Annotated in this window: 25 protein-coding genes and 1 riboswitch; of the genes, 5 read left to right on the plus strand and 20 right to left on the minus strand. The window is 41.9% G+C overall.

Features of this window, described 5'->3' with window-relative positions:
- Nucleotides 1-309, plus strand: a complete 309-nt coding sequence (locus AB1I63_07930) for a bacteriocin immunity protein (protein ID MEW4354801.1) — start codon at nt 1-3, stop codon at nt 307-309.
- Nucleotides 310-437: 128 nt separating this feature from the next.
- On the opposite strand, the gene AB1I63_07935 is transcribed toward AB1I63_07930, so the two are convergent.
- The 3 genes from AB1I63_07935 to AB1I63_07945 form a co-directional block, all read right to left on the minus strand.
- Nucleotides 438-821 (minus strand): hypothetical protein, encoded by a 384-nt coding sequence (locus tag AB1I63_07935; protein ID MEW4354802.1) that lies wholly within the window; start codon nt 819-821, stop codon nt 438-440.
- 11 nt (nt 822-832) lie between these two features.
- Nucleotides 833-1,048 carry a hypothetical protein gene (locus AB1I63_07940; GenBank protein ID MEW4354803.1) on the minus strand — a complete coding sequence of 72 codons (216 nt, stop codon included), beginning with the start codon at nt 1,046-1,048 and terminating at the stop codon, nt 833-835.
- A 132-nt stretch (nt 1,049-1,180) separates the two neighbouring features.
- Nucleotides 1,181-1,522: a hypothetical protein gene (locus AB1I63_07945; protein ID MEW4354804.1), complete on the minus strand. Its 342-nt coding sequence runs from the start codon at nt 1,520-1,522 to the stop codon at nt 1,181-1,183.
- Nucleotides 1,523-1,882: 360 nt separating this feature from the next.
- Here AB1I63_07945 and AB1I63_07950 point away from each other — a divergent pair, with 360 nt between their 5' ends.
- Nucleotides 1,883-2,734, plus strand: a complete 852-nt coding sequence (locus AB1I63_07950; GenBank protein ID MEW4354805.1) for a helix-turn-helix transcriptional regulator — start codon at nt 1,883-1,885, stop codon at nt 2,732-2,734.
- Nucleotides 2,735-2,844: 110 nt separating this feature from the next.
- Entirely contained in the window at nt 2,845-3,864 is a 1,020-nt protein-coding gene (locus tag AB1I63_07955) for an IS30 family transposase (protein MEW4354806.1), read from the plus strand.
- A gap of 61 nt (nt 3,865-3,925) precedes the next feature.
- Here AB1I63_07955 and AB1I63_07960 read toward each other — a convergent pair whose 3' ends face one another.
- Nucleotides 3,926-6,703: a YhgE/Pip domain-containing protein gene (locus AB1I63_07960; GenBank protein ID MEW4354807.1), complete on the minus strand. Its 2,778-nt coding sequence runs from the start codon at nt 6,701-6,703 to the stop codon at nt 3,926-3,928.
- 147 nt (nt 6,704-6,850) lie between these two features.
- On the opposite strand from AB1I63_07960, the gene AB1I63_07965 reads away from it, so the two are divergent.
- Nucleotides 6,851-7,381: a TetR-like C-terminal domain-containing protein gene (locus AB1I63_07965; protein MEW4354808.1), complete on the plus strand. Its 531-nt coding sequence runs from the start codon at nt 6,851-6,853 to the stop codon at nt 7,379-7,381.
- Between the two features lie 568 nt (nt 7,382-7,949).
- On the opposite strand, the gene AB1I63_07970 is transcribed toward AB1I63_07965, so the two are convergent.
- The 10 genes from AB1I63_07970 to AB1I63_08015 form a co-directional block, all read right to left on the minus strand.
- Nucleotides 7,950-8,513: a nucleotidyltransferase family protein gene (locus AB1I63_07970; GenBank protein ID MEW4354809.1), complete on the minus strand. Its 564-nt coding sequence runs from the start codon at nt 8,511-8,513 to the stop codon at nt 7,950-7,952.
- Nucleotides 8,514-8,519: 6 nt separating this feature from the next.
- Nucleotides 8,520-9,518 carry a Holliday junction branch migration DNA helicase RuvB gene (gene ruvB, locus AB1I63_07975; protein MEW4354810.1) on the minus strand — a complete coding sequence of 333 codons (999 nt, stop codon included), beginning with the start codon at nt 9,516-9,518 and terminating at the stop codon, nt 8,520-8,522.
- A 66-nt stretch (nt 9,519-9,584) separates the two neighbouring features.
- The gene (locus AB1I63_07980) at nt 9,585-10,613 is read right to left on the minus strand and encodes an aldose epimerase family protein (GenBank protein ID MEW4354811.1); all 1,029 of its coding nucleotides are present in this window, start codon (nt 10,611-10,613) and stop codon (nt 9,585-9,587) included.
- 96 nt (nt 10,614-10,709) lie between these two features.
- Nucleotides 10,710-11,732: a tagatose-bisphosphate aldolase gene (gene lacD / locus AB1I63_07985; protein ID MEW4354812.1), complete on the minus strand. Its 1,023-nt coding sequence runs from the start codon at nt 11,730-11,732 to the stop codon at nt 10,710-10,712.
- A gap of 27 nt (nt 11,733-11,759) precedes the next feature.
- A complete protein-coding gene (locus AB1I63_07990) occupies nt 11,760-12,926 on the minus strand; it encodes an SIS domain-containing protein (GenBank protein ID MEW4354813.1) in 1,167 nt (388 codons plus the stop codon).
- A 242-nt stretch (nt 12,927-13,168) separates the two neighbouring features.
- Nucleotides 13,169-13,573, minus strand: a complete 405-nt coding sequence (locus AB1I63_07995) for a PTS sugar transporter subunit IIA (GenBank protein MEW4354814.1) — start codon at nt 13,571-13,573, stop codon at nt 13,169-13,171.
- 10 nt (nt 13,574-13,583) lie between these two features.
- On the minus strand, nt 13,584-14,405 hold the full coding sequence (locus tag AB1I63_08000) for a PTS system mannose/fructose/sorbose family transporter subunit IID (GenBank protein ID MEW4354815.1): 822 nt from the start codon (nt 14,403-14,405) through the stop codon (nt 13,584-13,586).
- Complete coding sequence (locus AB1I63_08005) at nt 14,392-15,303, minus strand: PTS mannose/fructose/sorbose/N-acetylgalactosamine transporter subunit IIC (protein ID MEW4354816.1); 912 nt, start codon at nt 15,301-15,303, stop codon at nt 14,392-14,394. Before AB1I63_08005 ends, AB1I63_08000 begins: the two co-directional genes overlap by 14 nt.
- A gap of 45 nt (nt 15,304-15,348) precedes the next feature.
- Complete coding sequence (locus AB1I63_08010) at nt 15,349-15,834, minus strand: PTS system mannose/fructose/N-acetylgalactosamine-transporter subunit IIB (GenBank protein ID MEW4354817.1); 486 nt, start codon at nt 15,832-15,834, stop codon at nt 15,349-15,351.
- Nucleotides 15,831-17,618: a glycoside hydrolase family 35 protein gene (locus tag AB1I63_08015; protein MEW4354818.1), complete on the minus strand. Its 1,788-nt coding sequence runs from the start codon at nt 17,616-17,618 to the stop codon at nt 15,831-15,833. Before AB1I63_08015 ends, AB1I63_08010 begins: the two co-directional genes overlap by 4 nt.
- Before the next feature lie 156 nt (nt 17,619-17,774).
- Between AB1I63_08015 and AB1I63_08020 the strand changes: the two genes are divergently transcribed.
- Nucleotides 17,775-18,494: a GntR family transcriptional regulator gene (locus AB1I63_08020; GenBank protein MEW4354819.1), complete on the plus strand. Its 720-nt coding sequence runs from the start codon at nt 17,775-17,777 to the stop codon at nt 18,492-18,494.
- Nucleotides 18,495-18,948: 454 nt separating this feature from the next.
- Here the strand turns inward: AB1I63_08020 and rpsD are convergent, their stop codons facing one another.
- From rpsD to AB1I63_08050, 6 genes are all read right to left on the minus strand, one after another.
- Nucleotides 18,949-19,560 (minus strand): 30S ribosomal protein S4, encoded by a 612-nt coding sequence (gene rpsD, locus AB1I63_08025; GenBank protein ID MEW4354820.1) that lies wholly within the window; start codon nt 19,558-19,560, stop codon nt 18,949-18,951.
- 296 nt (nt 19,561-19,856) lie between these two features.
- The gene (locus AB1I63_08030; GenBank protein MEW4354821.1) at nt 19,857-20,579 is read right to left on the minus strand and encodes an ABC transporter ATP-binding protein; all 723 of its coding nucleotides are present in this window, start codon (nt 20,577-20,579) and stop codon (nt 19,857-19,859) included.
- Nucleotides 20,580-20,581: 2 nt separating this feature from the next.
- Entirely contained in the window at nt 20,582-21,559 is a 978-nt protein-coding gene (locus AB1I63_08035) for an ABC transporter substrate-binding protein (GenBank protein MEW4354822.1), read from the minus strand.
- Nucleotides 21,560-21,577: 18 nt separating this feature from the next.
- Nucleotides 21,578-22,327 (minus strand): ABC transporter permease, encoded by a 750-nt coding sequence (locus tag AB1I63_08040; protein MEW4354823.1) that lies wholly within the window; start codon nt 22,325-22,327, stop codon nt 21,578-21,580.
- A 113-nt stretch (nt 22,328-22,440) separates the two neighbouring features.
- Nucleotides 22,441-22,542, minus strand: a riboswitch (TPP riboswitch).
- Nucleotides 22,543-22,673: 131 nt separating this feature from the next.
- Nucleotides 22,674-23,111, minus strand: coding sequence for a hypothetical protein (locus AB1I63_08045; protein ID MEW4354824.1), 438 nt, complete (start codon nt 23,109-23,111; stop codon nt 22,674-22,676).
- Nucleotides 23,112-23,132: 21 nt separating this feature from the next.
- Nucleotides 23,133-23,411: a Veg family protein gene (locus AB1I63_08050; GenBank protein ID MEW4354825.1), complete on the minus strand. Its 279-nt coding sequence runs from the start codon at nt 23,409-23,411 to the stop codon at nt 23,133-23,135.
- Between the last annotated feature and the right edge of the window lie 2 nt (nt 23,412-23,413).

Raw genomic sequence — 23,413 nt, forward strand, 5'->3', positions numbered from 1 at the left:
ATGAGTGAAAACGATATTCTTACCGAAACCTATAACCTGATTCTCAATCCTACGATTACCGAGGCAGAACGTGCCATTTTGCGCCGATTCAAGGACCAAGTCTGCCCAAATAAGGACATGACCCCACTCATCACTCACTTGGCAGAAGACCTGCGAAAACTCGCCGTGAAAAATATCAGCCAGCAAACTCACCTCTCAAAAGAAGTCGCTGAACTCTATCAGAAAATTGCCTATACTGCAAAACAGAACCAAGAAATGGGACGAGGCTTAAGCAGTCTTGGAGTGACTTTAAGTGGACTTAGATTTTAGCAAAACAAGTTAAAAAGCATAAATATCTATATCTTCCTAACTCTATTTTCAAACAAAAAAGCACTGTATCCTATCTCTGCTCCAATAGTAAGCCGAGACAAAATACAGTTCTTTTAATTTTTCTCACTTTACAAACCAAAATGTTGTTTAATAGCTGCCTTTGCTTCTCTGACGGTCGTACTATCTTCCCCATCTAGGCTCTCATCAACACCAGGAACATCTAACATACCGGTACTCAACAGTTCCCCCGAAGAATCAACTGAAGACCAAACACCTTCTCCGTTAGAAAAGATACAATCATTATCATCCAGAACTGAAAAATACTGATCCACCATCTCAGCGCTAGGAGCTACCCCATCTTTTTGAGCCGTTTCTTCAAACTGTTGGATAAGATTCGAAACCGTATAGTTTTCAGTTTCAGGCTCTTGTACACTAACATTCGCCTGAGCGTAATGCGCATAGCAACCTATCCCTAGAGCTATTAGAGCTACTATACAAATTTTTTTCTTCATTGTCACACCTCCTAGTCTATATTATCCACAACATATTGAGAATTATAGGCAGGATTGTAGGAATAATACATCATACCTCCTTCATGGGTCAGTATCAATGTACGTTGACCTTGATTAATTAGATATCCATCCCATCTAATTTCACCACGCTGTTCTCTATCATAAGTAGCAATTGCTTGATTTTTAGAACCTACTATACCGGAATCTCCAACTGAGGTCCAATACAAGTAGTCTCCTGTTTCTGGTGCGGGTTTAAAAATCAACCCAGCAAATCGCCAACCTGAGCCACTAAAATATTTAGAAATATAACGCTTTCCTGCCCCTAAAGTTCGAGACCATGCTCCATAAGGATCTGGTTCTCAGTTATTTCCAATAGCTACCAACTCTGATCCTGCTAGTAAATCTGAATTAAGATTTTGTTCCTTAACTTCTTTAGCTGTCATAACGACACCTTGATTTTCAGTAACTTCTTCCTCACTGAAATCAGATGAGCCGTCTCGATTAATAATAACACCACCTTCTGGCAATGCAATGACAGATTGATTATCTGGGATTTCATCAATAGTTTCTGGAATATACTTGTCGCTAGTCTTATTTAACTCAGCCGCATATACAGATTGAATACTAAAAACAGGCAGTAAAAATGAAATAGAAAGTGTAGTTACTGCAAGTAGACTAACTAATTTATGTTTAAATTTCATGATGTTTTCTCCTAATATTTAAAATTATAAATTGATAGTCTTTTTTATATCTACTGATGAAATACTTGTTATATTCCTTCAAAAAAACATGGTAACCAGCCTCCTTTCTCTATATTAAAACTAATATATTCATGGCGTCTTCATCTATGTACATCGGACTCACCTCTCTTATCTTTCCTATAACCTCTAAAGCCACCACCATTCCCATGGGATAAGGGATAGAAGCCCTAGCAAACTAAACAACTTAAACAAAGTTTTTTGTTTCATCTGCGTGCCTCCTTTTTATTTTATGATATAATAAAATATAGATAAATGTTTAAAGTGTCCACTTTTTTCACATCAAAAAAGGAGGTGCTCTCTATGCGCTGGGATATTGGTTCTATTTATAAGTCGATTCGCACTTCTAAGGGGCTTACCCAAAAGGAGGTTTGCGCTGACAGGCTTTCTCGCTCAAATCTCGCTAAGTTCGAAAGTAATCGCTCCATACCAAGCTACGAAACCATGGAGTTCTTGCTGCGGCAGCTCGATATGACCTTTGAAGAGTTTGACTATATCTGCCATTTCTATCAACCAAGCGAACGGCAAGCGATTGTCAATCGTGTCTTAAACTATACCTCATCAGTTGACAATGATGAATTGCAAACTCTAAAAAACCTTTGCCAAGACTATCTCAAACGAGAAAAGAACGATATTCCTATCCAAAATATTCTCCGTAAAGCTAAGATTGTATTAGAAGTTAGGCAACACTCCTTTAGCTCAAGAGCACAAGAGTTAGCAAATACTGCTTGGAAAGAACTCGAAAAACGCGATGTCTGGTATGCTAGCGACATCCACCAGATAGGCTCCATTTTGTTTTTCTTTCCCATTGATACCGTCCAAATCATCGCAGATAGAATCCTCCTCAATTTGGAAAAATACAAGGACTATACAAATGTCAAATCCATGAAAACCAGTCTCTTTCTCAATCTAGCCTCTATCTTTTTCTCCCATCACAGGCTACAAGAATGTGAAAAGGTCGCAAGCCTAGCTCTTGAGAGCGCTAAGGAGCAGAAACGCTATGACCAGCTAGGGCTAGCACAAGTCCTGCTTGGTCTCTGTAAAGACCAGCTAGACTTGATTGACAAAGGCAGGCAAATTCTTGAGCTGACAGGAGAGACGACCTTACTCGCCCAATTTCAACAGCAAATCTCTGAGCACCATAAAAAGAGCTGATTTCAGCTCTTTTTATGATTTGCCCCGTTGTATAATGAAGTGCAACAGAAAAAGACATGTTTATCTGATATACTAAAGTTGCGAAACAAAGTATAGAAAGATAGATAAACATGTCCACTACTGATTGTACCACAAAACGTTCTTATAAGCATCTGACAGCTGGTCAGAGAGGGAAAATTCAGGCTTGGTTGTCTGATGGTCATTCCATGGCTGAGATTGCTCGTAGAATAGGCGTTCACCGTTCCAGCATCTCACGCGAGATTAAGCGTGGCTCTGTCCAGCAAGTCAAGAAAGTCAATGGTAAACTCGTTTATTTTCAGGACTATTTCGATGAGACAGCCCAAAATCTGGCTGAAAAGAGGCGGGAGGCTGTTTACTGTCTGAAACTTGAAAAGGTCTCAGAGTCTTTCCTAACCGCCTTTACGGAGGCCATGTTGGCTAAACCAAGAATTCATAGTGTCGATACCTTTATTCATGCCTATAAGCAGGACAATCCTGATGAGCTAGTTCCCAGCACTAAAACCATGTATACCTATATTTATCAAGGATTACTGACAGTTAAGCCTATTGACTTGCCTCGTGCTATGCGCCTAAAACCAAAAACTAGGAACCGTACATCCACTAAGAAGCATTTTGGGACCTCTATTGAGGAACGTCCAGAAGAAATCAATAATCGTTCTGAATTTGGACATTGGGAGATTGACTCTGTCCTTGGATTGAAAACAGCTGGAGAGCCCTCTATCCTGACCCTGGTTGAACGAAAGACACGCTACGCGATCACCGTCTATCTGGCTGGAAAGAAGGCGGAGTTTGTGAACGAAGCCGTGTCTCAACTCCTTAGGGATTACCCCATCAAATCCATCACAGCGGATAACGGGGCGGAGTTTGCGACTCTGAGTCAATTAGAAGGGGTTCAAGTGTACTATGCTCATGCCTATTCCTCACACGAACGAGGCACCAATGAGAACTTTAATGGCTTGCTTAGGGAGTTTATCCCAAAAGGTAAATCGCTCAAATTCATCACAGCTGAGAGCTTAGCTACGGCTACCTCAGCCATCAACCAAAGACCAAGAAGATTATTGGGCTATCAGTCTGCCAAAACCCTGCTTGGGCTAGCCCAAACAGCCTAATGCCACACTCAACTTTGTATCAGTTAAACGTTGTTGCACTTAACTTGACAATTGGGTCTTTTTATGATTTTTCCATTTGAGGTTTGTAAATCGCAAAGCCAAAACCAATAGCGATGACAAGCATAAGGAGTAAAACCGTTACTTGTCCTGCGATATGCCCACTCATCGAGATGGTCTCACGAAGTCCGGATACGGAGTAGCTGATTGGCAACCACGGATTGAGGTCTTGGAATATCTTATCCGTCAACTGCAATGGATACGTTCCCGCACTTGACGCGAGCTGCAAGAGTAGCAAGATTAAGGCTGCAAAGGCACCGAGTCTATTATTCCAAGTGACAAGGCTGGTCACAACTGCCATAAAGGTACTACTTGCAAGAAGAATCAAGCAGAGAGTTGCAAGCTCATGATTGGCGGTAAGCCCAATCAAATGCACTGCTCCATAGACCAAGACACCTGCCACAAGGGCAATCACGCCATTGACCTCTAAGCGACTCTTCAACCACTCCATCCGATTTTTCGGCACACGACCAGACGGCAAGGTACTGAAAATCATATTGGTTGAAATCGCTGCGACAAAGAGAGCGACAGAAATCATATACGGCGCCATACCAACTCCATTTTGACCAACGTGATCCTTATCGGTCTTTTTCGTTGTCAAAGGATGGGAAAGAACATCTGCATTTGTCTTGCCAGTTGATACAGTGGATAATTTTTCGTCTGCCGTATCAAGCCCATCTTTGAGGCTATCTGCTCCTGTCACTAGAGTCGACAGACCTAGCGTCAACTGCTGACCACCATCTGCGAGTTTGCTAGATCCTTCAGAGATTTGCGTTGCCCCATCGCTTAATTGGCTAGAGCCAGACAAGAGCGCTGGGGAGTTTTGATCTAGTAAGCTTGCGCCATTTACCAGCTGACTCACACCAGATAAAAGCTCTCCATTTTTGCTCGTGAGTTGGCTAGCACCGTCGACTAATTGATCCAGACCGCCAGTTACTTCAGCATTTTTACCTGCTAACTGGCTAGCACCTGCCTGCAAGGCTCCCATACCAGCATTGAGAGTATCGTTGTTCGTCACTAGCTGACTAGCACCTGTTGTTAGTTGGTCATTATTAGAAACAAGGGTTGCTGCTCCTGTTTCTAATTGCCCAAGTCCTTGGGTTAATTGGTCATTCGTTCCTGCTAGTTTTGATGCACCATCTGCTAAGCTTGACACCCCTTGAGTGTAAATCATAAGACCTGCAAAAAGAGAATCAGCTCCATTTTTAGCATCCTCTAGCCCTGCAAGGAGATTGGCTTGATTGTTGCTACTTGCTGCTACACCAGAAAGCGCACCCTTGGCCTGTTCAATCACTTGACTGGCTTTTTGCAGATTGCCACTGGAACCGTTATTACCCAAGTCTTCTAATTGAGCCCTGATACCTCCAGCCAAATCAAGAATAGCTTGGGCTGAGGATTCGACCTGACTTGGCGAGCCACTCACCGCCGCACTAATCTCTGCCTGTTCCGCTGCGGAAAGACTTTGATAAGCGCTGGTTGCAGCTATATTCTGCAAAATAGCTGAGCGATCCGCACTGGCACTTCCTGTAATCGTACTCGCATGGCTTTCAATGGTAGCGAGACTGGCTTCAAGCCCGCTCACATCTGGTGCGCCTGGTGACTGCGCAAGTCCTGCTTGAACAACACTCAAAGCTGCTTTTAAATCTTCTAATTGCTGAGCTTGCTCAGGGCTAACTCCAGCATTTGCCACCGCATTTCTCAAGGTTTCAAGACCCGCAGCAAGAGATTCTGCTCCAGCTACCAAGCTGGCTGAATTTCCACTCAACTGATTCGCGCCATTTGATAAATCAGCCACACCTGCCGTATAGCTAGATAGACCCGCCGAAAATTGATTCAAACCACCTGAGAGAGTACCCACACCTTGCGTATAAGGAATCAAGCCACTAGAAAGGTCCGCAACTCCTTTTGTATAAGCGCTAACGCCGCTCAAGAGCTGATTAGCGCCATTTGACAAGTCAGAGACTCCTTGGGTATAGGCTTTCATACCATCTGCGAATGTCGCAACGCCACCAGACAAGGTCGCAACCCCATCCGTATAAGCAACTACACCTGTCGATAAACTTCCTAAGCCTATCGCTAACTGCTGCACCCCTAGCGTATAAGTCCCAAGACCTGTGCTTAATTGATTCGCACCATCTGAAAAAGTCATGGTTGAGGAAGCTAAGGTCTGTAAGCCAGCCTCCAAAGTCTGACTGCCTACCTGTAAGGTCTTACCACCATCAGCTAAATCTCCACTCCCTGACGCAGCCTTTAAAAGCCCATCTTTGAGACTATCCATACTTTCAAACAAGGAAGTCGTATAGGTATTGGTGATATTATTTGCCACAGTCTGCTTGAGAGAAGTCATAGCAGAATCACCCATCTTACTTGCGATAAAGCTATGTCCACTAGATGTTTGATAATCAATCACCATCTCTTCTGGTTTCTCCGTCAAGATACTCGCAGCTTTTTTCGACAAATCACTAGGGAGGGTTACAATCATATAGTAATCCCCCTTTTCAAGACCGTCCTTTGCCTTTTCTTCAGATACAAAGTGAAAATCTAACGAATCATTTTTCTTTAAGTTTTCCACCATGTCCTTACCTACCGTCAAGTTCTTGCCATTAAAGGTCGCTTTTTGGTCTTTATTGACCACCGCTACTGGCAAATCAGATAGTTTCCCATACGGATCCCACATCGAACTCAAAAAGATAACATTATACAAGGCTGGAATCAAGGAAATCCCAATCATGACAATCATAAAGGTCGGTTTTTTGAAAATGGCTTTCCACTCTCTAAACATATGTTCCCCCTTCTTTTTACAAGCACTCATTGATACATATTGTCCAAACGTTTGGTATAATAGAATTATACTCATTCTAAGAAATTTCACAAGAGGAAAACTCCATTTTTAGACACGGTGTTCAATTTTGTGCAGAAGGAGAGAACGATGGAAAGTAATAAACGCCAAAAGACCAAACGGATCATCGAAAAAGCTATGGTTGAGCTTCTCAAACACGAGTCGTTTGATCAGATTACGACAGTAAAATTGACTCAAACCGCTAAGATCAGCCGCAGTAGTTTTTATACCCACTACCGCGATAAATACGATATGATCGAGCAATATCAAGACAAGGTCTTTCATCAACTGGAGTATGTTTTTGGCAAATACTGGAAAGACAAACACCAAGCCATCATCGAGGTCTTTACCTTTCTATCCCAAGAAGATCTCCTAGCTGCCCTACTGACTGAAAATGGCACTAAAGAAATCCAGACCTTTCTCCGCCATAAATTACAGGTCATGCTGTCTGAAGATTTGTATCAACGATTTGACCACAAAAAACTCTCCCCAATAGAGACTGAGTACAGCCATGTCTATCTGACCAACGCCGTTTTCGGAGTTTGTCAAATGTGGATTGCCAGAGGAAAAAAAGAAAATCCAACCCAAATTGCAGATTTCCTAATGAAGATGTTGGGGTAAAGCCTTGACTATATAGTGGTTTAAGAAAGGAATAGGACAAGGCAAGGATCTGCAGATAAAACTAAGAACCTGTATTCATAAGCGAAGTCTTCTAATCGGGAGCTTATGTTACGATCAGCAAGGCGTTTTTTGAAGGAATACTGACTATATTTCGAGAAAAACAAGGATGAGTAGCGAAAAATAAGCTCTGAATAGAGTTGCTGAGCTGTGAATACAGGTTCTTAGATGCATCAAAGCGACTTAACGATGTCCTAGCCTTTATAAATACAATTCTGATATAGGCATTTCGTTTTAATTTAATACGTCGTTACCTCGTCTTGCCTAACTTCAGTTATTCCTGCAACTCGTTGCCTCGTACTAAATCAAAACTAAACAACTATACAAACTAGAGGCTAAAAAGCCTCTTTTTTACACAAAAAAGCCACCGAATTGGGTGGCTTCATAGGGAGATTATTATGAAAAAGAAAAGTTTTTAGGAGTTCAAGTTAAGTTCTTCTTAACTTGTGCCTTTAGTATAATCCTTCTAACTTAAACTTTTCTTAAAATTTCTCATTACCCAGACAAATTCTCAAATTTCTAAATCCTTTTGTACCTTTGGCCATTTTTTATCCCAATTTTTCTTCTGAATGCGTGCATTATAAAGCGCCATTCGCTCTCTATTTGCTACAAAATGCGGAGTTGGACGCAAGCGAAAATTCACAATATCCTCCAAACCATAGGGCGCAAACAGCTCTAACTCGTCATTTTCCAGCAAACGCAAGCCCACTGCCGTACACTGCTCTGGGTACTTACTCATCGCATCCTGCGAACTCATATAAGGCTCTGTATGCGGACTATGAATATGCATATAGACTTGATTTTTCACTTCCCACTGGAATCGTGGATGACGCTCTTTCAGAGACTTCTCAATCGCAAGCGTCTCTTCATAGGAAATCTCTGGATCAAAGAAAATCACATCTACATCTGTCTCCTCATCAAAAGCTGAATAGCCAGACAAGGTATTCCAGATGAAATTGCGCACGCTACCTGCACACAGCCATCCATCACTGAGCTTTTGTTCACGAATAATTCCTAAAATCTCCATCATAGTAGCGTTCTGCAAAAAACTGTCTAGTATGTCTTTTGTTTCCATGAGCACCTACTTTTCTGTATAAGGAATCCCCAAATGCTGATAAGCTTTCTGCGTAGCCACGCGCCCTGTGCGCGTCCGCATGATAAAGCCTTTTTGAATCAAATACGGTTCATACATATCCTCGACCGTCTCTCGCTCTTCAGCGATATTGACCGAAAGCGTTCCTAAGCCGACAGGACCTCCGCCATACATCTCAATCATGGTGCGGAGGATTTTTTGATCCACATAATCTAGCCCCTCATGATCCACATCTAGCATGGTCAAGGCTTGATCTGTCATCGTCTCATCAATCACACCATTGCCCTTAATCTGGGCAAAATCCCGCACCCGTTTTAGTAAACGATTGGCAATCCGAGGGGTTCCACGACTCCGCATAGACAACTCCCGCGCTGCTTCGTGGGTAATTTCCATCTCAAAGATATCCGCTGTTCGCTCAACAATCTCCGTCAAATCCGCCTCTTCATAGTACTCCATGTGCCCTGTAATCCCAAAACGAGCACGCAAGGGATTGGACAACATTCCTGCCCGAGTGGTCGCTCCAATCAAGGTAAAGGGCGGCAAATCCAAATGAACACTACGGCTGGTCTCTCCAGCTCCAATCATAATATCGATGTAAAAATCCTCCATCGCACTGTAAAGGACCTCCTCCACAGCCATGGGCAAGCGATGAATCTCATCAATAAACAAGACATCTCCTGGCTCAAGGTCATTTAAAATCGCCACCAAATCACCAGCCTTTTCAATGACGGGACCTGACGTTTGTTTGAGATTGACCCCTAGTTCATTGGCAATAACAAAAGCCATGGTCGTCTTTCCAAGCCCCGGAGGACCAAACAAGAGCACATGATCCAAGGCTTCATCTCGTAATTTCGCAGCATCGATGAAAATCTGAAGCTGGTTCTTGACCTTGTCCTGACCGATATACTCGCGTAAATATTGAGGACGAAGGGTCCGCTCGACCAACTCCTCATCTCCTAGCTGTTCCATATCTAAAATTCTACTCATAGACCTATTATAGCAAAAAAGGCACCAAGAGACAAAGACGAGTGCTAGAAAGCCCTCGTCTGACTCTTATCTCACACTTGCCTGATAAGTCGTGGTACTGATAAAGACTTGCCCACTTCTTAGAATAATCTGCTCTTTTTCAGGACGATGAATGGCATTTGGAATAGCTTGCATTTCTAAGGCAATGCCATTGTGAAGCGGACGATTTTCTGCATGATTATCAGGATAATTTGCCGTGTAAACCACCGCCACAGGACAATCTGTCCGAACGCTCAACTGCCGACCTGTTTCTGGATGATAAAGACAAACTCCGATCGGCTCCTCCTTGTCCAGCAAGAAAGGATGGTCCAAACCACCACCTACTAGGGCGATCTGGGGATCGTCTGAAGCAAATATTGCCCCCAAACGGACCCCAGCCTGCAAATCTTTGACAAAACTTGCCTTGCTATCCACCTCTAAAGCTGGCAAGCTCACTTCATCCACTGGATAGACGCCTGTGCTATAAATCGTCAACTCATGGTCATCAATGACCTGATCTGTGTGCCCACTGAGATTAAAATAGCTATGGTTAGTCGGATTGATAAGAGTAGTCTGGTCTGTCTGCACTTGATAAGACACTTCGACCTCACCCTCCTCAGACAAGCCATACGTCACCCAAATCTTGAGATTCCCCGGAAATCCGCCTGTCCCATCAAGCCTTTCCAAATAAAAGGTCACAGAATGATCACTTTTTTCCTCTAGCTGAAAATGACTGCTATCCCAGCCAGTTGAGCCACTGTGGTTGCAGTTACTAGCATTGTTCACTTCTAAATCATAAGTTTTTCCATCTAGGGTGAACTGAGCTTTTGCAATTCGTCCTGCCACGGGTCCAATACTAGCCCCATGTTTAGGGCTATTTCCAACATACGCTTCTAGGGAATCATACCCCAAGATGATATTTGCAAAATCTCCTGCCCGATCGGGCGTCTGGTACTCCAAAATCGTCGCTCCATAGCTCATCACCACCAAACGATAACCAGCGTCATTTTCTAGCTGATAGCGATACACATCTTGACCATCTATTGTCCCAAACGCATCTACACGAATCGCTTTCATGATACCCTCCTTATGGCAAAAAGGAGAGAGGACAAACGTCCACACCCCTTTTTTATCTGTCTGTTTATACTCTAATCTCCCTTGAGAGTCAGTCAATTAGAATCCACGAACGTCCTCGTAAGGAACTTCCACTTTTTCTTTCCAGCTAACTGCTGTTTCAAGAAGAACAGCGTTCAAGTCTTCGATATTTTTGCGTCCTTCACTGGCTAGCCATGCACGAGTTTCTTCCACGCCCTCATTTGCAAAGACATCCACAGAGTCTTTCCAAGTCGCGCGTCCGCACAACACACCATTGAAGTTTGAACCTGCAGCTTTGGCTACTCTCAACGTTTCTTGGAAGAGCGCTGCACTTACTCCTGCACTGAGGAAGATAAATGGCAAGTGAGTCACTTCTGCTTGTTCCTTGAAGAATGCTTTTGCTTCGTCCAAGGTATAAACTGCTTCAACGCCTTCTGCTGTGTAGCCTTCTACAAAGTTCATATTGACAGGTACTTCTACTTTCAAGACGTCAACATTGTAGCGAGCGTCTGAAAAGACACGCATTGCTTCATTGACCTTATGTGGTTTTACCTTGGCATACGCTGCACTCTTGACATCTTCGTTACTCGCATCATAAGTCACGATTTCAAGGAAATAAGGAATGTCCTCTGCCACACATTCGCTACCCACGCGCTCTACCCAAGCATGCTTGACATCATTGATTTCTGGCTTGTCATCTACATCATAGTAAAGAAGAACCTTAACAGCGTCTCCTCCTAATTCTTTGATCCGTTTTGCTGACCAATTTGGCAATAAATCTGGGAATCGACCTTCTTCTGTCGCATCGTAACCAGTCTTTTCATAAGCGACAATCAAACCAGCACCCTCAGCACGGAGCTTACTTGCAGGCACCCCATACTCAGGATCCAAAAGGATAGAGGTCGCATAAGGAGTCAATTCCGTTGAAATCAATTCCTTAAAGGTCACAATCCCGTCTTCACCTGTTTCAATCTTGCCACTAGCAAGCATTTTTTTAAGAGAGCCACGTTGGTCAATGGCAAGCGCTCCAATCACGCCATTTTCATCGGACAAATTTTGAAGGTGACGGAGTTTTCCTTCGGTTACGGTCAATTTTTTCATCTGCAATTCCTCTTTCTATCTCATTTTTTAGTTGTTAAATTCATGAATAATGACACCCTGCACCACACGATTGACAGTGCCAGTTGGAGATGGCGTATCTGGTTTATTTTCCACCTTCAAGGAAGTCAAAAGGGCAAAGAGCTGCGCATAGGCAATGTATGGGAAGACACGGTAAATGTCGGTCAAGACTCCACCACAGCCGAGTGGCACTTGATGAACACCTTCGAGGTCCTCGATTTTCTCACCGAGATAGATCACCTTACGAGCAATCTTATCACCAGCCACTTCCTTAACCAAATCAAGGTCGTACTGACGAGTATAGTCATTGTTTGAGCCAAAGACAAGGACCACGGTCTCTTCGTTAATCAATGATTTCGGACCATGACGGAAACCAACTGGGCTTTCATACATAGTTGCTACTTGTCCTGCTGTCAATTCCAAGATTTTCAACTGCGCTTCATGAGCCAAACCAAAGAATGGACCTGCTCCTAGATAAATCACACGGTTAAAATCAAGCTCTACCAAATCTTGCACTTCTTGATCCTTGCCCAAAACTTCTTCAGTCAAGCGAGCTAAGACTGCAAATTTTTCTTCTTTTTCTTCTACACTTGCCTTGTCAAAGACTAAAAGAGCTGTCAACATCATCGATGTAAAGCTACTTGTCATCGCAAAACCAGCGTCATTTGAACGACTTGGTTGCAATAACAAGAGATTTTTCTCATCCCCTTTAGCATGCTGGGCTAATTTTCCATCTGCTGCACAAGTAATCGTGATTTGATACAAATCATCAACCAAAGCCTTTGCCAAATCCACAGCTGCCACACTCTCTGGCGAATTTCCACTGCGAGCAAAAGACACAAGAACCGTCGGCACATCTTTTTGGAAATGATGGAGCGGACCTGCGACCAAATCCGTTGTTGCAATCGATCGGAAATTCCACTCACGTTCGTCATAAATCGAAGTAAAGTAAGGAAGAAGAGTATCTCCGACATAGGCAGACGTCCCAGCCCCTGTTAAAATCACCTTGACATAGCTATGCTTTTCAGCAATACCTTCTAAAAACTCCTTAATTGCAGCCAGCTGATCCTTATAAGCTGCAAAAGCTTCTTTCCAAACGTCTGGTTGTTGGTAAATTTCACGTGTAGTGATCTCTGCTCCCAACTGGACCAATTCTTCTTTAGAATATTTTAACATAGTAAATCTCCTTTTTAAATGAAAAGAGCAAGCGTATCAGTGAGTTACCTTAAAGAAAGAACCTTCACTGTCCATCTCTTTCTTAAAACTAACTTCTCTTCAAACAAAGCCCTGCTCTCCTTGTGCTACAAGCTTTCCCAGGAATCGTATGTCAAGACATTGTTTTCACTTTCTTGATATAGAAACCATTTCAAAAAAGAAAGGGAACTAGAAATCAATCCCAGCCCCTTTCCACATCCTATTTATTCATCTTCATCGTCTGCCATGCCACTGAGGATTTCATTGACATATTGAACGTACTCTGAAGTGCTTTCATGGTAATTTGATGTTGTTCCTAGAAGAGCGTCATTGATGAAGCGAATCACCATCGGCATATTCATTCCTGCATAAAGATCAATTTCCTGTCCTTCCATAATGAGTCTGCTGACTACATTACAAGGAGTACCGCCCATCAAGTCGGCAAAGACAACGAAATCATCCAAGTCTTTAATGGTATCCAAGAATTTTGCTTGAAACTCTTCTGGACCTTCTGCTGGTAGCAATGATACAGTATGAATGTTTTCTTGAGGTCCCATAATCATCTCTGTACTTTGTTTTAAGCCTTCACAGAATTGACCATGGCTGACCAATACTAAATGTTTACTCATAAATAATATCTTACACTCCCATTCCAAATGCGAAGCGACCAAGGGCAGACAAACCAAGAGCGATGGCAATGATAATCAAGATTGCTTTTGTAGAAGTCATACCTTTACGACCAAGTAACCAGAAGATAGCTCCTGTAACCACAGCTGGTACCAAGCGTGGGAAGATTTGATTGATCATAGCTTGAATATCAATCGCTTTGTCACCAACATGAGGAACCCAAGATACTTCTACGTTAATCATGGTTGCAATCAAGGCACCAAGCATGAAGACCCCAAGAACAGAAGCCGCATCAACCAAGGCAGTCAATTTATCACGCATGGTTGTGACAAGAGCTGTACCTTCTTTATAAGCTACTTCAAGTTGTTTCCAACGGAAGATATCATAACCTACTGCTACTGCCATCCAAAGAAGAATACCAATAAAGCTATTTTCTTTTGCCATCGTTGCAGCGATAGAACCCATAATCGCTGGAACAAGAGAGCCAAAGATAGAGTCTCCGATAGGAGCAAATGGTCCCATCAAACCAGTTTTTACACCGTTTACCGCATCTTTAGAAGCAACACCTTCATTTTCTTCCAAGGCAAGGTCGATACCTGCGATAATTGTATGGAAGAATGGTGATGTATTAAAGAATTGCGTATGCAGTTGCATCATTTCTTTTAGCTCAGGAGTGCCGTCTCCGTACATTTTACGAAGTTGTGGCAAGAGCATGTAAAGATAACCAGAACCTTGCATCCGTTCATAGTTCCAACCAAGTTGGTAAGTGAACATACTACGTTTGTTAATTTGATTAAAATCTTCTTTGGTAAGTTTGTAATTAGACTTCATCATCTTCGATTTCCCCACTTTCTGAGTTAGATGGCGCTGCAACCACTGTTACATTTTGGCTATTTTTATAGTGAAGGACAGCAAGAGCGATACCGACGATAGCTACACCGATCATTGGAAGCCCTTTGTCAAATGCTGAAGAGGCAAAACCAATCGCAGCTTCTGCTTTTTCATCATAAGCGCCTGCAAGTGTGCCAACAGCACCACTAAGTGCTTGAAGACCACCAAAGACAGTTGTCAACATTGCTGTAATTGCAAAACCTAGACCAAGATAGTGAAGGTTGCGTTTGAGTGGAAGGTAGTGAAGCAAGATTGCAAACCCTAGACCTGGAAGCATACGAGCTGCAAGAGTCAAACCATCTGCAAACCATTGATATTGTTTAATAAGATCTACAACAGTTTGAACGAAACCTCCACCAAATGCAAGGGCAAAAAGCACTGGCACCGCACGAGAAGCTGCCCAAGGAATCGCACCTAGAAGGTAGTTACGCTCAATGCCTTTGTAGTCAAAGCGTTCAACGGCTGCATCCACACGGTGAGCGAAGTAAGTAGTTGAGAAACGACCGAGGATATCGGCATAAGTAAGAAGTGCTGCCACTGGCACCGCAATTGTTGAGATTGCAAGCTCAGCATCAATTCCTTGTGCTACTGAGAAAGCAGTCGCCAAAACCGCACCAGATGTCGCGTCAATACGAGACGCACCACCAAAGGTACCAACCCCAAGCACTACCAATTGAAGAGAACCACCGATAAACAGACCTGTCTTCAAATCTCCCATGACAAGTCCTGTAATGAAACCTGCAAATACAGGCGAACCTGCTGAAGATACGATGGTCAACTCATCACAGATTTGATAAGCTGAGTACAAGGTAAGTAAAAGAATTTGCCACCATTGAATCATGATGTAACCTCCTAAAATTTTTTAAAAATGTTATGAACAAATGAACTATCTCACCTTTGCAAGCAATGGTAAGAAATCTTTAGCGGTGTCACCTGGCACCATTTGGTGAATCAATTTCACGCCTTTGGCATCTAAGCCGTCAAATACACGAATGTCTTCGTCAACAACGTTAACAGAACGTGTCACAGAGCGTGTTTCAGGTGATTGAGACATATTGCCGACATTTAGCTCAGGAATCGCTACACCACGCTCTACCAAGCCTAGAATTGGCGCTGGACGTTTAGCAACGATAAAGAGACGTTGTGAGTCATATTTTCCTGCTAGGATATTGGCTGCTGCCTTTTCAATCGTCAATACAGACAATTTCACTCCTGGCGGGCAAGCCAATTTCAAGCCTGATTTTTCAATATCACTGTTGACTACTTCATCGTCAACAACCATGATACGAGAAATGTTCAATTTAGTAGTCCAAAGATTGGCTACTTGACCATGGATCAAACGTCCATCAATACGAGTTCCTATAATTGTCATAAGTTTTCCCCCTTTATTTGTTTCAATATAGGTTTTTTAACAAAGTGAATCATTTCCTGATATTCCCCTTCCGTCTCAAAGATGACAATGCGATTATTGCCCTCTTTAAGCAGTCCATGTGGAATATACAGGGAAAGTGTCGGTCCGACATTCCAAAAACGTCCGATATTGACACCATTGACAAAGGCAACGCCCTTTCCAAATCCAGTCAAATCTACATAAGCATCATTAAGCGCTTTCATTTTCACGTCAAAAGCATAGAAAGCTGGCTGACCTTCCTGCCACTCTTTTGAAAAATCTACCTGCTCAATATTAGTCAAATCAAGCGGATATTGTTTCCAATCAAGTAAGAAATGAAGATCTTTACAAACGCCTGTTCGAATCCCTTTTCTCTGGGTATCCGCAAGAAGCTTGTGTCCATAATTAACACGCCCCATATTTTCCATGAGAATGTCAATCTGATGATTTTTCCTCTTTTCAGCTGTGACAAAGATATCTTCTCCAATCTCTGTCTGATACTGAATCGAGACTTTCTCCCCATCAACAAAGAGTTGCATCCGATCCCGGCCATCAATGACCCGAATCTTTTCTTCATCCGCATCCCATTCTGCCTGAGTCCGATAGAGATGGTAGCCATAGTATTGACCCAACTCTTCCATCCGCTTTGGATAAGAAGTATGAGTTGACTCTGATAGACTCTCCAAGGTTTCAAACAAGCTCACCTTAGCAGTCAAAGGAATATCGCTCAACTCCAAGCACTCTTTCACCAAAGGCTCTTTGATCGGATACTCTGAGAAATGCTCTTTCATCATCTGCTGAACCGCAAAATACTTCGGCGTTGGATTCCCCTGCTCATTGAGTAGAGCATCATAGTCATAAGAGGTCACTTGTGGCAAATCAATGGTTCCTCGTGCTGAGCATCCATTCATAAAACCAAAGTTTGTTCCCCCATGAAACATATAGAGATTAATCGACCCTTGCTCCATAACTTCTCGGACAGCCTCTGCCAACTCTTTTGGCTCTCTCGTGATAATCGGCTCTTTCCAACGATTAAACCAACCATCCCAAAATTCCATGCACATCAGCGGCCACTGTTTTCCATGCTCCTCAAAAAAGTCTTGCATTTGTGAGAAATTAAAGGCTCCTTTAGATCCAAAATTTCCAGTCACAAAGATGTCTTCTTCAATCAACGTCCCTGCTCTAAGTGTCGCACGCCACGGCCCATCCGATGTAAACAGCGGACAAGTCACACCAGCTTTGACCATTAAATCGCGAATCGCACGCAGATAAGCTTTATCCTCACCGTAAGAACCATATTCATTTTCAATCTGCATCATGAGGATGTTACCTCCGTTATTCAGTTGATATGGTAATAGTTTCGGCAATAAAACAGCATAATAGCGAGCAACAGTTTCTAAAAATCGAGGATCCGAAGAACGGATACGCATCTCTTTTTCTAATAGCCAAGCTGGCAAACCTCCGAATTCCCATTCTGCACAGATAAAGGGAGAAGGACGTACAATAGCATACAGGCCTAAATCTTGAGCAAGCGTTAGAAATCGTTCCAAATCCAAGATTCCTGTGAAATCAAACTCTCCCTCTCTTGGCTCATGCATATTCCAAGGAACATAGGTTTCAACTGTATTGAAGCCTAGAGCTTTCAAATTATAGAGAGAATGATACCAGTCATCTGGATGAATCCGGAAATAATGGATAGCACCTGACAAAATCTTAAAGGATGCTCCATCTAAATAGAAATCATCTTTTATCTCAAATCTTGCCAAATACCCACCTTCTTTCCTTAAAGAAAACTTAAGTAATCGTTTTCACTACTTAATATATTATATGTTTTAAAAAATGTCAATACTTTTTAACAAATTTTTTAAAAAATGTGGTACAATTCATAATGAGAAGGAAAAAATCAAAGTGAGGTGAAAGATATGGTTGTCCCTAAATACCAGTATATCAAGGACGAACTAAAAAATAAAATTATCTCAGGTCAATTTGAAAATGGAGATAAATTCTATACGGAGGCTGAACTGATTGCTCTGTACAATGTTAGTTCCATTACAGTTGTCAGAGCACTCAATGAACTTGCTAAAGATGGCTACATTATCCGCCAGCAAGGAAAAGGTACTTTCGTATCTCGTGCTCGTAAGCACAAATTAGTAGAATTCTCTGATGTAGAACTCTTTGACTCTCAAGATGATGACCAAGTAACGGTACTTTCTATCGAACGAGAAAACGAAGATCATATCCTAGAAAAGCTAGGCTTGAAAAACACACAATTCTACTACAAAATTGAGCGTATCCGTAAGGCAAAAGGAGTAGTCTATCTCTATGACAGATCCTACATCCCTGAGCAATACATCAACGCTAACTACCCAGACTTGTCTTATTACAGCTCAATTTACAAACGATTCAAAGAAGATTATCATATCCACTTAAATGACGAGCATTTTGAAGAAAGCAATGTTATCTTGTTCCCAACTCCAGAAGACATCTGCCAAGTGCTTGAAATTGATAAGACCTTCCCAGTGGTCTATCAAGAAAAAACAACACAACTGGAAGCGACTGGCCAAGTCATTGAATACGATGAAACTTACAAACGAGCTGACTTCTTCAAGATTAAGTTCGTCTCAAGAAATCGTCCAAACTAATCATGTATACCAATAAAGGAAGAAAGGAACAAGCAGGTTCTTACTTCCTTATTTTTAGTCAAAAAATCAAGAGACTCAGTAAAGATATACTGGTCTCTATTTTTTTATTGATGTGACGCAAAACTTCCATCACTGATGCTCAAAATTAGTTGCATTACCCTTGCTCTAACTATATATAGTTGTTTAGTTTTGATTTAGTACGAGGCAACGAGTCACAGACGTAACTGGGATTAACGAAGGATTATTTCCCACCTTCAACAGTCCAGTAGACTGTTGAAGCAAGATGAGGTAACAAAGTAATAAATTAAAACTAAATGACTATAAAACACAAACCCATGTCAGACAGTTAACCAAAAGGGTGCTTACTCCAGCCTTTTTTCATTCTCCTAATCCTAAAAAACCACAAGAAAAAAAGCCCACAGAAAGTAGGCTTTTTGAAAGGTAAGCTTTGAAATTAAAGCATTTTGTTGTAGAATTCAACGACAAGTGCTTCGTTAATTTCTGGGTTGATTTCGTCGCGTTCTGGAAGGCGAGTCAATGATCCTTCAAGTTTATCAGCATCGAATGATACGAATGCTGGACGTCCAAGAGTTGCTTCAACAGCTTCAAGAATTGCAGGAACTTTCATTGATTTCTCACGAACTGAAATCACTTGACCAACTTCAACACGGTAGCTAGGGATGTCAACGCGTTTTCCGTCAACAAGGATGTGACCGTGGTTTACAAATTGACGTGCTTGACGACGAGTAGTTGCAAGACCAAGACGGTAAACAACGTTATCCAAACGACGCTCAAGAAGAAGCATGAAGTTGAAACCAAGGATTCCGCCTTTGATTTTTGTAGCTTGTACGAACAAGTTACGGAATTGTTTCTCACCTACACCGTAAGTGAAACGAAGTTTTTGTTTTTCAGCCAATTGCAAACCGTATTCTGACAATTTGCTACGGTTGTTTGGTCCATGTTGACCTGGTACATAGTTACGACGAGCAAGCTCTTTACCTGTACCTGTAAGTGACAAACCAAGACGACGAGCTTGTTTCCAAGATGGTCCTGTATAACGTGACATAATAATGTCCTCCATAAAGTAATTTTTTATGGAAATAGTCTTTGAGAAATCCTGATTCGTGCAGGTACCCTTCGCCTAAACAGCTAAGGTTACTGATTATAAATTTCTACTTGAGTTTAGTTCTTACTACTCAGCAACGAATCGCAGGAAGTACCGAGGGTACAGCAAGATTCGATAACGACATAGAGAGAGCTAAAGCAAGCAGAAAGATACCTGTTGACGAGCTTCATATTCCTCCGCTGCTATTTCACATAAGCTTTATTATACCATATTTATATTTTCCTGTAAAGGTTTTTCTACACTTTTGCTAGGCAATCTAAGATTTCTTTCTTATAGGCTAGTTTTTGTACTTCTTTATCTTCCGTATCTGCCCAATGCAACTTTATCTCTTTGACAATTTCACCTGGACGGTGATTGAGCAGATAAATTCGATTGCTAAGCGTTAAGGCTTCATCGAGACTATGCGTGATTAGAAGGCTAGTCAGACCAAGACTTTGGTGAATATTCAAGTACCAAGCGTGCAATTCTGCCTTGGTCAACTCATCCAAGGCACTAAAAGGCTCATCGAGCAAAAAGAAGGATGGACCAAATAAATAAGTTCTAAGGAGTGCGATTCGTTGCCGCATCCCCCCGCTTAATTCATGTGGGTAAGATGATTTCACATCTGCCAAGCCAAACTCTTTTAAAAGCTCCAAAGCTCGCTCTTCTGCCAACTCTTTCTTTACCCCTTTTATGCGCAAGGGTAGACTGACATTTCCTAAAACCGTCTTATGCTCCAGTAACAAATCTTTTTGGAGCATATAGCTCACTTTTCCCTTAGGATTGCGCTCTCCATCCAAGCTAATTTCCCCATTTTTAACATCCAAAATCCCTGCAATTAGGTTAAACAGGGTGGTCTTTCCGACACCACTCGGACCTAAAATAGCAACAATTTCCCCTGCTGCAACCTCTAGGTTAATATTTCGTAAAATCATCTCTTTGCCATAATCATGGCTTAGATTGGCTACTCGTAATCTCATCTCTACTCCACAAATTCATTGGTAAAACCGGTATTCTCCAAATTCTTTTCCAATACTCCGTTTTTCTCTGCCCAATCGTAAAAAGCATTCCAACGTTTAGCGTCAAATCTTCCCCATGTTTCCTTCTTTTCTGCATAATGCTGAGACAGATAAGCTTGGGATTCTTCGACAAAAGCACGCTCTTTTTCAAGAGCTGGTGCATGCTTGATGAGAATATCCGCCGCTTCTTTAGGATGCTCCATAGCGTATTGGTAGCCTTTTTTTATCGCCTGAATCACTCCACGCGCTTCCTCTTTATGCTCTTTCAAATAGGTGTTATTGGCAATAATCACCGGCGAATAATAATCCAACTCCTTAGCATAATCTGTCATATAAAAGAAATTGGTTTCTATCCCTTGCGATTTAGCAAGTATTCCATCCCAGCCATAGTAGATCCAAGCCGCATCAAAACTACCATTTTCTATCGGCGTAATAGAATTAGAATCCGTATTGGGCACTTTTTTGACCTTCTCAACATCTCCACCTTGATCCTTGACCAAGGTTTCCACCATCGCAAGCTCAATTGGGTCATTCCAAGTACCGTATGTTTTTTCAACCAAGTCTTTAGGATTAGTAATACCTGCCGAGCTTTTTGAGATAATTCCCGACGTATTGTGCTCGACAATAGCTGCTACTGCTGTCATTTCCGCTCCTTTTTCCAATTTCTTAGCCATAGAATCTTGGAAAGAAATGGCAAACGGTGCCTTGCCATTGATGACCAGATCAGACGAGCTATCCTCTGGAGGCAACTTAATATCCACATCCACACCAGCCTCTTTAAAATACCCCTTTTCCTGTGCCACATATAAGCCAGTATGATTGGTATTTGGTGTCCAATCTAAGATAAAATCAATTTTTTCACCTTCACTCCTCTGATTTCCCTTGCCACACGCCACTAAAAGCAAAGAAAGAGCTGCTAACATCATCCATTTTCGTTTCATGAGAATCTCCTGTTCTACTTAAAAGCGCAATAAGCGCTTTTCCAAAACCTTGACCAGCTGCATACCAAAGAGACTAATCAAGGAGACTAAAATAATAATTGCAAACATAGTATCGTACTGAAAGAGCTTTTTAGACTGGATCATATAGACTCCCAATCCTTCAAAGCCACCCAACCATTCCGATACAACCGTGGTAATAAACGCATAGGACACGCTGACTCGTAGGCCCGCAAAGAAATAAGGAAGACTAGCTGGCAGCTTAAAATGCCATAAAATCTGCCACCATTTGGCTTGCATGAGCTGAAATAAGACCAGCGCATCACGATCACACTGCTTAAAACCATCCAACAAACTAATGATAATGGGAAAGGTCGTTGTCAACAAAATGAGCACTAATTTAGGTAAAATGCCATACCCCAACCACAAGACCAAAATCGGCGCCAAAGCAATGGTTGGGATAGTTTGAACCACTACCAATAAAGGATAAATAGCATCGTAGAGAATCGGCAACTGATCCATTACAATCGCTGTTACAAGAGCTAAAACAGTCCCTAATACCAACCCTAGTAAAGCAACTTTAATCGTTGCTAAACTATGAAAAAGGAGCATCTCATGATCTCTTATGAAAGCTGCTAAAATCTCAACTGGTGTTGGCAGGATAAATTTCGGTAAAAATCCTAAAATACCTGCTCCTTGCCATATCAATAGCAAAACAAGTAAACTTAACACCCCTACCCAGCTCCGCAACCGCTCCTTGATTACTCTCATTTTCTCTCCTTTCCTTTAACTCAACAAAAAGCACCTCATCCATACAGGAATAAGGTGTTTTCGCGTCTTCATATTACAGTAGCTCCTAGCTTCATAAAACCAGATAGCCTATCTCCTACATGTAATGAATTCCCTACGCTGGCATTACCCAGATCAGGTGCGGTCGAAGCTTACACTTCCTCTCAGACTGTACACAGACTCCCATATCTATCTCTAATGATAGCGGAACCATGCTCAAAAGTCAAGGAGAATGCTCTCTAGCAAAACGAGCAAACTTGCCTGTTTAGTATTATTCTTCATCTTAAAAATCACTTCAAAATAGCTGCTCAACAGACTTTCTCAATCCTTATTTGTCAGCTGTTTTATCTATGACTTTTACAGAAGGTGGCAATGACGTCATTTCTGTCGGAACTTCTTTTTTAGGGAGCGCAGACTCAGGCTCACTATCTACCTCCGCCGCCCAAATCTCAGCCTCAGCATCCAAGCGTTCAGACACAAATTTTGGACCTTCTAAGCTAAAGATATGCCGACCATTAACTGTAATATCAAAAGAATAGATACGAGAGCCTAATTCAAAGCTCGATACCTTGAAATGATCATACTCAATAGATGTGACATTTTCATAGTGATTATAGATATAGAGTGCTGACCCCTTAACAAGAATCTCTCGATTATCCATATCTTCTACGTCTATGGCACGACTCCATGCCCAAAGTCCAAGGATGAACAATAATATAAAAGAAAGAGTTGCCAAACAACAACCCTTTACGATTTTTTCACACATTGGTATCAAACCTCAATGAACTCAATCTTCATGAATATACCGAATCAAATTCTTTTCCGTCAAAATATCGGAATAAGTATAAGATTCCACATAGGTATTTTCAATTTCACCTGGATTGCTCCCGTCATTGCTATACTCAACAATGAAAAGAGACGGATAGACCTCAATCAAGCGACCAATCTTATCTTTTTGACGTTTCCGTCCATTTTCCAAGGTCATAGCTACTAACTTTCCTTCGTGAGCCTTAACCTCTTCTTTAATCTTCTTCATCTTCGCAACATCTGCAAATGCATCACTCATGC

The sequence above is a fragment of the Streptococcus pneumoniae genome, assembly GCA_040719455.1.
GTDB classification, from domain to species: domain Bacteria; phylum Bacillota; class Bacilli; order Lactobacillales; family Streptococcaceae; genus Streptococcus; species Streptococcus pneumoniae_G.

Excerpts from the sequence above, each read along its gene's own strand:
- AB1I63_08035 (MEW4354822.1), bottom strand. The coding sequence starts at position 21,559 with ATGAAACGAAAATGGATGATGTTAGCAGCTCTTTCTTTGCTTTTAGTG.
- AB1I63_07960 (MEW4354807.1), bottom strand. The coding sequence starts at position 6,703 with ATGTTTAGAGAGTGGAAAGCCATTTTCAAAAAACCGACCTTTATGATT.
- ruvB (MEW4354810.1), bottom strand. The coding sequence starts at position 9,518 with ATGAGTAGAATTTTAGATATGGAACAGCTAGGAGATGAGGAGTTGGTC.
- AB1I63_08050 (MEW4354825.1), bottom strand. The coding sequence starts at position 23,411 with ATGAGTGATGCATTTGCAGATGTTGCGAAGATGAAGAAGATTAAAGAA.
- AB1I63_08045 (MEW4354824.1), bottom strand. The coding sequence starts at position 23,111 with ATGTGTGAAAAAATCGTAAAGGGTTGTTGTTTGGCAACTCTTTCTTTT.
- AB1I63_08020 (MEW4354819.1), top strand. The coding sequence starts at position 17,775 with ATGGTTGTCCCTAAATACCAGTATATCAAGGACGAACTAAAAAATAAA.
- lacD (MEW4354812.1), bottom strand. The coding sequence starts at position 11,732 with ATGAAAAAATTGACCGTAACCGAAGGAAAACTCCGTCACCTTCAAAAT.
- AB1I63_07945 (MEW4354804.1), bottom strand. The coding sequence starts at position 1,522 with ATGAAATTTAAACATAAATTAGTTAGTCTACTTGCAGTAACTACACTT.
- AB1I63_07980 (MEW4354811.1), bottom strand. The coding sequence starts at position 10,613 with ATGAAAGCGATTCGTGTAGATGCGTTTGGGACAATAGATGGTCAAGAT.
- AB1I63_08010 (MEW4354817.1), bottom strand. The coding sequence starts at position 15,834 with ATGACAATTATAGGAACTCGTATTGATGGACGTTTGATCCATGGTCAA.
- AB1I63_07955 (MEW4354806.1), top strand. The coding sequence starts at position 2,845 with ATGTCCACTACTGATTGTACCACAAAACGTTCTTATAAGCATCTGACA.
- AB1I63_07930 (MEW4354801.1), top strand. The coding sequence starts at position 1 with ATGAGTGAAAACGATATTCTTACCGAAACCTATAACCTGATTCTCAAT.
- AB1I63_07935 (MEW4354802.1), bottom strand. The coding sequence starts at position 821 with ATGAAGAAAAAAATTTGTATAGTAGCTCTAATAGCTCTAGGGATAGGT.
- AB1I63_07995 (MEW4354814.1), bottom strand. The coding sequence starts at position 13,573 with ATGAGTAAACATTTAGTATTGGTCAGCCATGGTCAATTCTGTGAAGGC.
- AB1I63_08005 (MEW4354816.1), bottom strand. The coding sequence starts at position 15,303 with ATGATTCAATGGTGGCAAATTCTTTTACTTACCTTGTACTCAGCTTAT.
- AB1I63_07950 (MEW4354805.1), top strand. The coding sequence starts at position 1,883 with ATGCGCTGGGATATTGGTTCTATTTATAAGTCGATTCGCACTTCTAAG.
- AB1I63_07970 (MEW4354809.1), bottom strand. The coding sequence starts at position 8,513 with ATGGAAACAAAAGACATACTAGACAGTTTTTTGCAGAACGCTACTATG.
- AB1I63_07990 (MEW4354813.1), bottom strand. The coding sequence starts at position 12,926 with ATGTTAAAATATTCTAAAGAAGAATTGGTCCAGTTGGGAGCAGAGATC.
- AB1I63_07965 (MEW4354808.1), top strand. The coding sequence starts at position 6,851 with ATGGAAAGTAATAAACGCCAAAAGACCAAACGGATCATCGAAAAAGCT.
- rpsD (MEW4354820.1), bottom strand. The coding sequence starts at position 19,560 with ATGTCACGTTATACAGGACCATCTTGGAAACAAGCTCGTCGTCTTGGT.
- AB1I63_08000 (MEW4354815.1), bottom strand. The coding sequence starts at position 14,405 with ATGATGAAGTCTAATTACAAACTTACCAAAGAAGATTTTAATCAAATT.
- AB1I63_08040 (MEW4354823.1), bottom strand. The coding sequence starts at position 22,327 with ATGAGAGTAATCAAGGAGCGGTTGCGGAGCTGGGTAGGGGTGTTAAGT.
- AB1I63_08030 (MEW4354821.1), bottom strand. The coding sequence starts at position 20,579 with ATGAGATTACGAGTAGCCAATCTAAGCCATGATTATGGCAAAGAGATG.